This window comes from Streptomyces sp. NBC_00988 (assembly GCF_045162645.1).
Lineage (GTDB): Bacteria > Actinomycetota > Actinomycetes > Streptomycetales > Streptomycetaceae > Streptomyces.
Genome location: NZ_CP108730.1, coordinates 11083382 through 11096633 on the forward strand (window position 1 = coordinate 11083382; position 13252 = coordinate 11096633).

The 13252-nt window shown below is 69.0% G+C and carries 7 protein-coding genes; 4 read left to right on the top strand and 3 right to left on the bottom strand.

The window, feature by feature from the left end:
- Positions 1 to 35 precede the first annotated feature (35 nt).
- The 3 genes from OG496_RS49955 to OG496_RS49965 all read left to right on the top strand — a co-directional run bounded on the left by OG496_RS49955 (position 36) and on the right by OG496_RS49965 (position 8232).
- On the top strand, positions 36 to 1727 hold the full coding sequence (locus OG496_RS49955) for an AbfB domain-containing protein (protein ID WP_405975664.1): 1692 nt from the start codon (positions 36 to 38) through the stop codon (positions 1725 to 1727).
- 81 nt (positions 1728 to 1808) lie between these two features.
- Entirely contained in the window at positions 1809 to 3590 is a 1782-nt protein-coding gene (locus OG496_RS49960) for a putative Ig domain-containing protein (protein WP_405975665.1), read from the top strand.
- A gap of 1 nt (position 3591) precedes the next feature.
- Complete coding sequence (locus tag OG496_RS49965) at positions 3592 to 8232, top strand: AbfB domain-containing protein (protein WP_405975666.1); 4641 nt, start codon at positions 3592 to 3594, stop codon at positions 8230 to 8232.
- Between the two features lie 98 nt (positions 8233 to 8330).
- On the opposite strand, the gene OG496_RS49970 is transcribed toward OG496_RS49965, so the two are convergent.
- A complete protein-coding gene (locus OG496_RS49970) occupies positions 8331 to 9305 on the bottom strand; it encodes an aldo/keto reductase (protein ID WP_405975667.1) in 975 nt (324 codons plus the stop codon).
- Between the two features lie 152 nt (positions 9306 to 9457).
- Here OG496_RS49970 and OG496_RS49975 point away from each other — a divergent pair, with 152 nt between their 5' ends.
- On the top strand, positions 9458 to 10087 hold the full coding sequence (locus OG496_RS49975) for a TetR/AcrR family transcriptional regulator (protein ID WP_266866168.1): 630 nt from the start codon (positions 9458 to 9460) through the stop codon (positions 10085 to 10087).
- A 220-nt stretch (positions 10088 to 10307) separates the two neighbouring features.
- Here the strand turns inward: OG496_RS49975 and OG496_RS49980 are convergent, their stop codons facing one another.
- A complete protein-coding gene (locus tag OG496_RS49980) occupies positions 10308 to 11747 on the bottom strand; it encodes a gamma-aminobutyraldehyde dehydrogenase (RefSeq protein ID WP_405975668.1) in 1440 nt (479 codons plus the stop codon).
- An 8-nt stretch (positions 11748 to 11755) separates the two neighbouring features.
- Positions 11756 to 13213 carry an APC family permease gene (locus OG496_RS49985; RefSeq protein WP_266866172.1) on the bottom strand — a complete coding sequence of 486 codons (1458 nt, stop codon included), beginning with the start codon at positions 13211 to 13213 and terminating at the stop codon, positions 11756 to 11758.
- Between the last annotated feature and the right edge of the window lie 39 nt (positions 13214 to 13252).

The following is a 13252-nucleotide window of genomic DNA, read 5'->3' on the forward strand; positions in this document are numbered from 1 at the left end:
CCCCCCCACACGACCTCAGGGCAAAGGAGCCCGACGTGACAGAGAGAGCCGCACCACCACCGAAAGGCACCACCCGCCGCACCGTACTCAAAGCCGCCGCTGGTGTAGGCGCCGCCGCCGTGGCGAGCCCGCTCCTCAGCGCGAGCCCGGCCTCGGCCGCGACGATCGTCCACCCCGGCATGCTGCACACCGCCGCCGACTTCACCCGCATGGCCGCCAAGGTGGCCGCCGCCGCCCAGCCCTGGCAGGACGACTGGCAGCTGCTGATCGCCAACTCCCATGCGCAGGCCACCTATACGGCCAACCCGCAGGCCACGATCTACCGGGGCTCCGGCACCCCGGAGAACTACGGCATCCTCTACAACGACATCGCCGCCGCCTACCAGAACGCGCTGCGCTGGAAGATCCAGGGGGTCGGCGCATACGGCAACGCGGCCCGCGACATCCTCAACGCCTGGTCGTCCACGCTCACGCTGCTCGACGGCTCCGCCGACCGCTTCCTGTCCTCGGGCATCTACGGCTACGAGATCGCCAACGCGGGCGAGATCATGCGCGGCTACGGCGGCTTCGACCTCACCGCGTTCCAGAACCTCCTGCGCAACGTGTTCTACCCGCTCAGCAACGACTTCCTGGTCAACCACAACGGCGCCTACGACAGCAACTACTGGGCGAGCTGGGACCTGTGCAACATCGCCTGCGTCCTGGCCACCGGCATCCTCTGCGACGACCAGACCAAGATCGACCAGGCCATCACCTACTTCAAGACCGGTGTGGGGATGGGCTCCATCGAGAACGCCATCCCCTACCTGTACGACGACCAGGGCCTGGCCCAGTGGGCGGAGAGCGGCCGCGACCAGGGCCACACCATGCTGGGCATCGGCCTGATGGCCACCATCTGCGAGATGGCCTGGCACCAGGGCTACGACCTGTACGGCTACGACAACAACCGCTTCCTGAAGGCGTGCGAGTACGTGGCCCGGTACAACCTCGGCGAGGACGTCCCCTTCACCTCCTGGACCTGGCACTACGGCGCCCCCGGCGTCTGGGAGGGCTGGCAGACCTTCACCGCGCCGGCCACCGACAGCAGGGGCCAGCTCCGTCCCATCTGGGCGCAGATCTACAACCACTACGCGGTGCGCAAGGGCCTGTTCGTGCCCAACACGGCCGCGTTCGCCAAGATCGTCGAACCCGAGGGCGGGGGAGGCGACTACGGCTCGACCAGCGGCGGCTACGACCACCTGGGCCTGACCCAGCTGACCTCCACCGAACAGACCCGCACCACCCTGCCCACCGGGGTGACCCGCTCCCTCCAGTCGGTCAACTACCCGACGTACTACGCCACTTACGGCTCCGACAACCTCGGTGCGCTGACCCAGGTCACCTCGTCCAGCTCCGCCACGCTCAAGACGGAGGCCGGCTTCACGATCGTGGCGGGCCTCGCCGACTCGAAGGGCTACTCCTTCAGGTCCTCCGACGGCCGCTATCTGCGGCACTACGCGTTCCGGATCGAGCTGGACACCAGCGACGGCACGGACGCCTTCAACGCGGACGCCACCTTCTACGCCCTGCCCGGCTCGACGAGCGGGTCGGTGCGGCTGGTGTCCCACAACTACCCGGGCCGCTGCGTCCGGCACCGGAACTACCAGCTGTGGGTGGACACGTACGACCTGGTCGCCGGGACCTTCCCGGCCGACAGCTCCTTCGTCCCCGTCACGGCCTGGGCCTGACCGAGACACCACCACCCCTGTAGACGGTCGCCGCCCGCGCTCCTCCGCGGGCGGCGGCCACCCTCAGAAGGGACACCCCCGATGGACCGCCCCGAATCGCGCTTCTCCCGCCGCACCCTGCTGCACGCCGCGGGCGCCACCGCCCTCACCGGTTACCTGTCCAGCCTGGCGACCCCGGCACGAGCCGCCACCGCGCAGGAGACCTCGGCCAACCAAGTGGCGACCTACCCCATCCCCGACGGGATAGCGACGAACGACAGTTTCGCCGTGAAGGTACGTACGCCAGGAGGCTCGTGGCAGAAGGTCGCCATCTACCAGGCGAAGTCCATGACCATCGATCCGAGAACGGGCAGCGGCACCACCCAGAACTCCTCCATGGCGTACTTCGACTTCACGGGGGAGGTCCAGGTATCCGTCACCTACACCGCCGACACGGTCAAGAAGGCCCGGATCCGCCCCACTTCGTACGGCATCGCGCACAAGCTGGACAAGAGCAGCGCCACCCTGACCTTCACCCTCACCGAACCGCGGAACCTTTCCATCGAGTTCAACGAGGACATCTTCGACAACCTCCAGCTGTTCGCGGGAGCGATCGACACCAACCCGCCCAGCGCGGACGACCCGGACGTCATCTACTTCGGCCCCGGTGTGCACTCCACCTCCGACGGCCTGCTCACCGTGCCCAGCGGCAAGACGGTCTACCTGGCCGGCGGCGCGGTACTCACGTCCCGGGTGGTCTTCGACCACGTCGAGAACGCCAAGCTGCTCGGCCGGGGCATCGTCTACCAGGCGCCCAACGGCGGTGGCTGCGGCGTCAATTACTGCGAGAACATCGAGATCGACGGCGTCACGATGCTGCTCCCCTGGGGGCACTCCATCAGCGCCGGGCAGACGCAGAACCTCACCATCCGCAACCTCCGCTCGATCTCCGCCACGACCTGGGGCGACGGGATCGACCTGTTCTGCTGCAAGGACGTCGTGATCGACGGAGTGTTCATGCGCAACTCCGACGACTGCGTCGCCGTCTACAACCACCGCTGGGACTTCGTCGGAGACTCCACCGACATCGTCCTCAAGAACTCCACCCTGTGGGCGGACGTGGCCCACCCCATCAACGTCGGCACCCACGGCAACACGGACAGTCCCGAGACGATCGAGAACCTCACCATCTCCAACATCGACATCCTCGACCACCGAGAACCACAACTCGACTACCAGGGCTGCATCGCCCTGAACCCGGGGGACAGCAACCTGGTCCGCAACGTCCGCATCGAGGACGTCCGGGTGGAGGACTTCCGCTGGGGGCAGCTCATCAACATGCGGGTCATGTTCAACACGTCGTACAACACCTCGGCCGGCCGCGGCATCGAGATGGTCTACGTCAAGAACCTCAGCTACACCGGCACCCACGCCGCCACCTCGCACATGGTGGGCTACGACGCGGACCACGCCATCAAGGACGTCACCTTCGAGAACCTCGTCATCAACGGCACACTCGTCTCCGACACCGACGGCCACGCGTCCTGGTACAAGACCTCGGACTTCGTCCCGATGTACACCAACGAGCATGTCTCCAACCTGAAGTTCGTCGACTCCGGGGCCTCGCTCACCGCCGTCCTGCCCGCGATCAGCAGCGCCAACTCCGCGACCGGGAGCGCCGGTTCGGACTTCGCCTACACCATCGAGGCGTCCAACCACCCCTACGCCTTCGACGCCACCGGCCTGCCGGACGGCCTGACCGTGAACAAGTCCACCGGCGCCATCTCGGGCAAGCCGACGGACACCGGCACCTCGTCCGTCGAGCTGAGTGCCACCAACGCCGTCGGCACCGGCAAGCAGACCCTCACCCTGGTGGTGGGCTGACATGGCGAGACGCATGAGCCGCCGGTGGTTCCTGGGCGGCACCGGCACCATGACGGCCGCCGCGATGGCCGCGACCGCTCCCACCACGCTCCTCACGGCGGGCCCGGCCCACGCCGAGATTCCCGTGGACGACGGAGCCGCCGGCTTCACCTTCGCCCACCCGGGGATCCTGCACACGCAGGAGGACCTCGACCGGATGAGAAGCGCGGTCGCCGCCAAGGAGGACCCGGTCTACTCGGGATACCAGGCCATGGCCGCGGACAGCCGCTCCTCCTACGACTACACGGCGGCGAACACCGGCCAGATCACCACCTGGGGACGCGGCCCCTACAACTACCAGGACCAGGCGCCGAACGACGCCGCCGCTGCCTACCAGAACGCCCTGATGTGGTACATCACGCAGGACGTCCGGTACGCCGACAAGGCACGGGACATCGTCGACATCTGGTCGCGGACCCTGGAGGGAATCACCGGCGCGGACGGTGAACTCGGGGCGTCCCTCCAGGGGTTCAAGTTCGTCAACGCGGCGGAGATCCTGCGCCACACCGGCTACGACGGCTGGGCCGTCGAGGACATCGCGCGCTGCGAGAAGTCCCTCAAGGACGTCTGGTACAAGGCGCAGTCCGGCTACGCCCTGTTCGCCAACGGCGGCTGGGACGCCGGGATCATCCAGACCGTGCTGGGCATCGCCGTGTTCTGCGACGACCGCGTGATGTTCGAGGACGCGGTGCGCTACGCCGCCGCCGGGGCCGGGAACGGCAGCATCAGGCACCGGATCGTCAACGCCACCGGGCAGGGCCAGGAGAGCGGCCGGGACCAGACCCACGAACAACTGGCCCTCGGCCTGCTGGCCAGCGCCTCCCAAGTGGCCTGGAACCAGGGCGTCGACCTGTTCGCCTTCGCCGCCAACCGCATCCTCGCCGGGTACGAGTACGACGCGAAGTACAACCTCGGCAACGACGACGTGCCCTTCGCCGCGGACCTCGACCGGACCGGCAAGTACATCAAGACGGCGGTCACGACGCTCGTCCGCGGGCTGTCCCGCCCCATCTTCGAGCTGGCCTACGCGCACTACGTGAGCGTCCTCGGTCTGTCGGCGCCGTACACGAAACAGGCGGTCTTCCGGGGCACCGACGGGGCCCGGTTCGTCGAGGGCTATGACCAGGACCACCCGTCCTGGGGCACCCTGACCTGCGCCCGCGAGGCACCGGCCTCGTCGACTCCCGTCGCGCCGCCGGGTGTTCCGGCCGGGCTGACGGCGAGCAACGGATCGGACTCCGTCGACCTCGCCTGGGTGGCGTCGGTGGACCCGGCCAGCGCCACCTCGGCCGCGACGTACTCGGTGGCCCGGTCCAAGACCAGCGGCGGGACGTACAAGACGGTCGCCACCGGGCTGACGTCCACGACGTACTCCGATCTCGAAGTCACCGTCGGCACGACGTACTACTACACGGTCACCGCCACCAACGCGGTGGGCACGAGCGTCGCCTCCCTGGAGGTCTGCGCGACGGCCGGCCTGCCCAGCAACTGGTCGTCCCGGAACGTGGGGACCGTCCAGACGTCCGGGCTGACGACGTTCGACGGCGAGCGGTTCACCCTGGAGGCGAGCGGCGCGGACATCGCGGGCACCGCCGACAGTTTCCGGATCGCGCAGATGTCGCTGAGCGGGAACGTCACCATCACCGCACGGGTGGTGTATCCGCTCAGCTCGCAGTACGCCAAGGTCGGCGTGATGATGCGCAGTTCGACGGCAGCGGGCTCGGCGCACGCGTCGATGCTGCTCCAGGGCCTCACCCTCACCGCCTGGAGCGGAGTGTGGACCACCCGCGCCACCACCGGGGCGACGACCTCGGCGACCGGCAGTACCCCGGTCCCGCCCGCACAGCAGACCGCGATCTCGACGGCCGCCTCGTACCCGATCTCGAATCTGGGGTCCCTGCCGGATTCGGCGACGCCGTTGCAAGCCCCTTACGTGGAGGCGGCGGGCGACGGATACCGGATGCGGATGCCGTACTGGGTGCGTCTCGACCGCACCAAGGACAGGTTCACCGGCTCGATCTCCCCGGACGGCGTGCACTGGACCGAGGTCGGCTCCACCGAACTGGACCTCGGCACCACCGTCTACGTCGGCCTGGTCAACTGCTCGTGCCTGGGCGTCTCGCAGTCCTACGCGGAGACCGGCACGGCCGCCTTCGACAACGTCACCGTGGTACGCAAGGCCTCCACGCACTGGCAGGTCGCCGCGCCCAAGGGGACCGTCAACACACTGGCAGCGAACGCCGGTTCCAGCGCGATCGAGCTGACCTGGAGCGACCCGGACCTGTCCGGCCGCTACACCGTCCAGCGCGCCACCTCACCCGGCGGCCCCTACGAGACGATCGCCACCGACGTGGGCCCGGTCGGCTTCGGCGTCCACACCGGCTACCGCGACCCCGCCGGGACGCCCGGCACGACCTACTACTACGTGATCGCCAAGACCAACGTCGGCGGCACGGGCCCGACTTCGGCCGAGGTCGACGCGACGATGCCGACACCGCCCGCGCCGAAACTGAGCAGCGCGTCAGCCGCGTACGCCAACATCGGTGTGCCGTTCGGGTATCTGATCGGCGCCTCCGACGACCCCGCGTCCTTCGCCGCCACCGGACTGCCCGCCGGGCTGAGCGTCGACACGGCGACCGGTCTGATCTCCGGCACCCCCACGGGCACGGGGGACTTCACCGTCCCCATCTCGGCGACCAACGCGGCCGGCACCGACAGCGCGACCGTCGAGCTCACCGTCGGGACCCCGCCGCTCGCGCCCTGGTCGTACCAGGACATCGGCGACTACGTGCTGGACGAACGGCAGTTGGGGATCTACGGCGTGGTGTCCGTCCGCACGCCGGGCATCACCAGCTATGACGCGATGGACAAGAGCTTCACGGTACGCGGCGCCGGGACGGACCTGAACGTCAACGGCCAGGGCATGACCGCCCAGTACGCCTGTCTGCCGGTCACCGGTGACACCACGTTCATCGCCCGGGTCGTGAGCCGGGCCAACGCGGGCGACAACGACCAGGTCGGCCTGCTGATGACCCAGTCCCTCTCGCCGTTCGGCCAGCTGGCCGGCGCGATCCTTACCAGCACAGGCAGCGGCGACACCGGCGTCAAGCAGTTCGTACGCCGCCTGGTGGTGGCCGGCGGCACATCCACCACCAACGCGAGCGGCAGCGGTGTGCCCACCCCCGCCTGGCTGCGGATGGAGCGCAGCGGCAACAAGTTCACCGCCTCCGCTTCCTCCGACGGCATCACCTGGTCGGTCATCGGCCGGGACACCATCGCCACCTTCGGCTCGGCCCCCTTCTACGTCGGGCTCGCCGTCACGTCCCGTACTCCGTCCGCCCTCAACACCACCGTCTTCGACCACGTCAGCGTGACGGCAGGCGCGACCACCGTCCTCGGCCAGCCCGTCCAGGACCCCTACCAGACCTTCAGCTCGGCGACGGCTGCCACCGCGGCCTACGGCCAGTCCGGCACCGACCTCGCCGTCTACGGCGACGGCACCGACCTCTGGGGCGGCACCGACCAGTACAGCGCCATCTACCTGACCGGCGCGCTGCCCAAGGCGTCAGTCGCCACGGTCGTGGTGACCTCGCAGGACTCCACCGCCGCCTGGGCCAGAGCCGGGATCATGGTCCGCGACGACATCACCGGCACCGGCACCTCGCCCGGCTACCTCACGCTCTCCGTGACGCCCGGCCACGGCGTCGCGCTCCAGTGGGACGGCGACGGCGACGGCGCCCTCGACCGCAGCGTCGAGACGGACGGCAGCACCTCCTACCCGACCTGGCTCAAGCTCGTCCGCTCCGGTACCGACTACACCGGCTACCGCTCCGCCGACGGCACCACCTGGACGACCGTCGGTACCGTGACCGTCGCGAGCGCGGTGACCGCCCAGGACGTGGGAGCCTTCACGACTTCCGCCTCCGGCACGGCCGCGGAGTCCGACTTCAGCGAGTTCACCGTCACCGCGCAGACACTCGCCCAGGTCCTCGCCCAAGCCCGCGAGACCGACCGGGCCGCCTGGACGCAGGAGAGCTACGCGGCCTTCACCGCCGAACTCGACCGCATCGAGACGGAGGGGGCGAAGCCCGGCGCCGACGAGGACGCCCTGATCGACGAGGTGTTCACCGCGTACGACCTGCTGGACCCCAGCCACGCCCTGGTGGTCGGCGCGCCCCGGTCACTGCAGTCCGTCAACTTCCCTGATTACTACGCCGCTTACGGCTCCGACGCGCTCGGCATCCTCGGCCAGGTCACCGAAGCCAGCAGCGACACCATCAAGAAGCAGGCCGGTTTCACGGTAGTGGCCGGCCTCGCGGACTCGGACGGCTTCTCCTTCCGCAGCGCCGACGGCCGCTACCTACGCCACTACAGCTTCCGCGTCAGGCTGGACGCGAGCGACGGCTCGGACACCTTCAAGCAGGACGCGACCTTCCATGCCGTCACCGGGTCGAAGGACGAGTCGGTCCGGCTGATGTCCCACAACTTCCCCACGCGCTGTATCCGTCACCGCTCCTACCAGTTGTGGGTGGACGAGTACGCCACCTCCGACACGGCCATACAGGACGACAGTTCGTTCATCCCGGTGGGTGCCTGGACCTGATTCACCTACCGCGACCGGCGCGGGACATGCGGCTCTGGGTTGTGAGTTCCAGTCGCTTCCTGGAACGATTCGGAGCCGCGTCCCGCACGAGTGGGCCTTCAGCTCCAAGTCGGCATCATGGCTTCGGGGTAGCGGGCGCCGTAGCCGCCGGTGGGCAGGATCTCCTTGATGTGGGCGAGGTCCGCATCGGTGAGGCTGACGTCGGCGGCGCCGATGTTCTCCTGGAGCCGATCGAGGTTGCGCGTGCCGGGGATGGGGACGATGTCCTCGCCCTGCGTCAGGAGCCAGGCAAGGGCGAGCTGGGCGACGCTGATTCCCTTGGTGGCCGCCAACTCGCCGAGCAGGCGGGTGGCTTCCTGGTTCTTCTCGTAGTTGCCGGGCTGGTAGCGGGCGTCCCACTGGCGCATGTCGCCGTCGGGGTAGTCGGCGCCGGGCTTGGCCTGCCCGGTCAGGAAGCCCCGGCCGAGCGGGGAGTAGGGCACGAAACCGATGCCGAGCTCCCGCAGGACGGGAAGGAGCGTCTCGACGTCCCGCTCGAACAGGGAGTACTCGGTCTGCAGGACGGAGACCGGCTGGACGGCGTGGGCGGCGCGGATGGTCTGCTCGCCTGCCTCGCTCAGGCCGAAGTAGCGGACCTTGCCCGCGTCGATGAGCTCACGGACGGCGCCCGCGACCTCCTCGATGGGCACGTTCGGGTCGACGCGGTGCTGGTAGAGGACGTCGATGTGGTCGGTGCCCAGGTGGCGGAGGCTGTTGTCGGTGACCTCGCGGATGTGCTCGGGGCGGCTGTCGACGCCACCCTCTCGGGTGCCGGTGAAGTCGAAGCCGAACTTGGTGGCGATGACGACCTCGTCGCGCACCGGCGCCAGTGCTTTGCCGACGATGCGCTCGTTCGCGCCCTGCCCGTACAACTCGGCGGTGTCGAAGAACGTGACGCCCAGTTCCTGGGCCCGACGGATGGTCGCGATGCCTTCCTGCTCGTCGGAGGGGCCGTAGGCAAGGGAGATGCCCATCGCGCCGTAGCCGAGGGCGGAGGCGGTCAGGCCCTGTCGGCCCAGGTGTCGCTTCTGCATGTTCACACGTCTTCTTTCCGTGATCCGGGTTGCCTGCCGGGAGCGGGCGGGCGTGGTCGCCGGAAGCGATCCAGCCGTCCAGCCGTCCCGGATGTAAGAGTACTCTTACACGTGAGAGTGCTCTTACATCCCGGTAGGGGAGAATGGGCTCCGTGAGTGACACCATCGCCCGGCGCGGCTACCACCACGGCGACCTGCGCGCCCAACTGATCCGCGACGGTCTGGCCGTCCTGGCCGAGACGGGCACGCTCGGCTTCTCGGTGGCCAAGGTCGCGGCCCGCGCGGGTGTTTCCTCCGGCGCTCCCTATCGCCACTTCCGTGACCGTGAGGCCCTGCTCGCCGCCTGCGCCGCCACCGTCGCGCACGAACTGGCCGACCGGCTGGCCGAGTCGGCAGAGGCGGCAGGGGACGACCCCGTGGAACAACTGGCCGCCACCGCGGGCGCCTACGCGCTCTACGTCGCCCAGCACCGCGTCGGCCTCGAACTCATCTACGCCGACGACTTCCAGGGCTCCCACTACCATGAACTCCACGAAGCGGGCCGTCACTTCATCGACGTCATGCTCCCCCTGGCCACCGCGGCCGCCACCGCCGACACCATCCTCGGGGTGATGGAACTCCTCGAAGCCCACCTCGCTCTCGCCCACGGCTACGCCACTTTCCAGCTCCAGGGAGCCTTCGGCCAGAACCGCCGCAGCCCCGGGGACCTTCCGCGTCTCGCCACCACCGCGGCCCGAGCCCTCATCACGGGCAGGAGTACGGCTGCTGCCGCAAGGGGCTGAGTAGCCCCCTCACGCACCAGTTTCTGCACCTTCTGACGCCCTCGCCACTGGCGTCGAGCCGTCCGACGCCGTCACTCGCGCCGGTCACCAGGGCCACTCGTCGTGGGTACGCCGGACGACGACTTCGCCGAGCGCATGCGGGCGAGGTAACACCGCGGCCCCGAACGGAAGTTGATCTCGTCCGGGGCCGTGGTCGTACGTCCGGCCAAGCGCCGCAGGCCTACGCGTCGAGCGACGTCATGACGTGCTTGATGCGGGTGTAGTCCTCGAAGCCGTAGCCCGAGAGGTCCTTGCCGTAGCCGGACTTCTTGAAGCCGCCGTGGGGCATCTCCGCGACGAGCGGGATGTGGGTGTTGATCCACACGCAGCCGAAGTCGAGCGCCTTCGACAGGCGCATCGCGCGGGCGTGGTCCTTGGTCCACACCGAGGAGGCGAGGGCGTAGTCGACGCCGTTGGCCCACTCGATGGCCTGGGCCTCGTCGGTGAAGGACTGGACGGTGATGACCGGGCCGAAGACCTCGTTCTGGATGATCTCGTCGTCCTGCTTCAGCCCTGAGACGACGGTCGGCGCGTAGAAGTAGCCCTTCTCGCCGACCCGGTGGCCGCCGGACTCCACCTTGGCGTGTGCGGGCAGGCGTTCGATGAAGCCGGTGACCTGCTTGAGCTGGTTGGCGTTGTTGAGGGGGCCGTAGAGCACGTCCTCGTCGTCGGGCTGCCCGGTCTTCGTCTCGGCCGCGGCCTTCGCGAGCGCCGCCACGAACTCGTCGTGGATGCCCTCCTGGACGAGGACGCGGGTGGCCGCGGTGCAGTCCTGGCCGGCGTTGAAGAAGCCCGCGACCGAGATGTCCTCGACGGCCTTGGCGATGTCGGTGTCCTCGAAGACCACGACCGGTGCCTTGCCGCCCAGTTCCAGGTGGACCCGCTTGAGGTCCTTGGCCGCGGACTCGGCGACCGACATGCCCGCGCGCACGGAACCGGTGATGGAGGCCATCGCCGGGGTGTGGTGCTCGACCATCGCGCGGCCGGTGTCCCGGTCGCCGCACACGACGTTGAAGACGCCCTTGGGCACGATCGAGCCGATGATCTCGGCGATCAGGACGGTGGAGGCGGGGGTGGTGTCCGAGGGCTTCAGCACCACCGTGTTCCCGGCCGCGAGCGCGGGGGCGAACTTCCAGACGGCCATCATCATCGGGTAGTTCCAGGGTGCGACCTGCGCGCAGACGCCGATCGGCTCGCGCCGGATCATGGAGGTCATGCCCTCCATGTACTCGCCGGCCGAGCGGCCCTCCAGCATCCGGGCGGCGCCCGCGAAGAAGCGGGTCTGGTCGACCATCGGCGGGATCTCCTCGGAGCGGGTGAGCCCGATCGGCTTGCCGGTGTTCTCCACCTCCGCCGCGATCAGCTCCTCCGCGCGCTCCTCGAACGCGGTGGCGATGTCGAGGAGGAACTTCTGCCGCTTGGCCGGGGTCTCGTCCCGCCAGGCCGGGAAGGCCGCCGCGGCGGCCGCCATCGCGGCGTCCACGTCCGCCGCCCCGGACAGCGGCGCGGTCGCGTACGCCTCACCGGTCGCCGGGTTGACCACCTCGGTGGTCCGTCCGTCGGCGGCGTCCCGGAACTCACCGTCGATGTAGTTGCGCAGCCTGAGGAGATCGGTCTCCACGTTTCTCCTCAGGCGTTCGACGGGGCGGGAATCGCGTCGCCGGCGGGGGCGTCGCTGTGCTCGTACGGCTTGGCCACCCACATGTAGACCAGGCCGAGGCCGATCACCACGGCGGCGGCCAGCAGCACCAGGTAGTTGTCGTACCAGGCAAGGTCCGGGGTCCGGGGCCAGATCAGGACCACGATCGCGCAGACACCCCAGGCCACGGCTCCGGCGTTCACGACTGTGCCCCAGCGGCCGAGGGAGAACTTGCCGCCGGGGTTCCAGCCGCGCAGCCGGGCGCGCAGCGCGGCCAGGACGACCATCTGGAAGCCGATGTAGATGCCGACGGAGGCAAAGGAGACGATCTTGGTGAGGGCGTCGGTGGAGAACTTCGACACGAAGATCACCAGTGCGGGCACGACAGCGGCCAGCAGCAGGGCGTACGGCGGCACATGGCGCCTCTCCGAGAACTTCGCGAAGAGCCGGTGTCCGGCGACCATCTTGTCCCGGGCGTAGGAGTAGGTGAGGCGGCTGGCGGCGGCCTGCAGGCTCATCACGCAGGACAGGAAGGAGATCAGCACCACGCAGAGCACGACCCGCACCCCGGTCGTACCGAAGGCGTCGGTCAGGGCGGTGGCGACCGGGTCGGCATCCTTGCCGCTGACGACGGCGCCCATGTCGGGGACCGCCAGCAAGAGCGCCAGGGCGACGAAGGTGGCCGCCGCGCCGCCGATGTAGACGGTCAGCCGCATGGCCTTGGGGATGGCGATGCCCGGGTTCGCGACCTCCTCGGCGACATCCCCGCATGCCTCGAAACCGAAGTAGAGGAAGATCCCGATGAGGGCCGCGGAGGTGAAGGCGGTGAGGTAGCTGCCGCTGCTGCCCGCGCCGAAGGTGTCGAAGATGACGCTGAGGTCGTAGTGGCGCTCGGTGAGCAGCAGCCAGCCGCCGACCGCCAGCGCGCCGAGGAGTTCGGCGGCGAAGCCGACGAAGGCGGCATAGGCGACGACCTTGGTGCCCAGGAAGTTGATCGCCGTGGAGATGACGATGAGGGCCAGCGCGCACAGGATGGAGGCGTTCGTGGTGCTCTCGATGCCAAGTACCTGGGCGACGTAGGGAGCGGCTCCGTAGGCGACGCTCGCGATGGTGGAGAGCAGCGCGAACATATAGACCCAGCCGGTCATCCAGGCCCAGCGCTTCCCCCACAGCCTGCGCGCCCAGGGGTAGATACCACCGGAGACCGGATACTGGGCGACGACCTCGCCGAAGACCAGTGCGACGAGGAACTGCCCGATGCCGACGATGACGAGGGCCCAGATCATCGGCGGTCCGGCGGTGGCCAGGGAGGAGGCGAAGAGCGTGTAGACGCCGACGACGGGCGACAGGTAGGTGAATCCGAGGGAGAGGTTCGCCCAGAGCCCCATCTCCCGCTTGAACTCGGAGGTGTAGCCGAGGGCCGCGAGCTGGGCCGCGTCCTCGTCCACGGCCCCACCTCTGTCGGCATGTATGTCGGTGCTTTCCTG

What these genes read in the sequence shown, in the direction of transcription:
- OG496_RS49965 (WP_405975666.1), top strand. Translation starts at nt 3,592, where the DNA reads ATGGCGAGACGCATGAGCCGCCGGTGGTTCCTGGGCGGCACCGGCACC.
- OG496_RS49970 (WP_405975667.1), bottom strand. Translation starts at nt 9,305, where the DNA reads ATGCAGAAGCGACACCTGGGCCGACAGGGCCTGACCGCCTCCGCCCTC.
- OG496_RS49960 (WP_405975665.1), top strand. Translation starts at nt 1,809, where the DNA reads ATGGACCGCCCCGAATCGCGCTTCTCCCGCCGCACCCTGCTGCACGCC.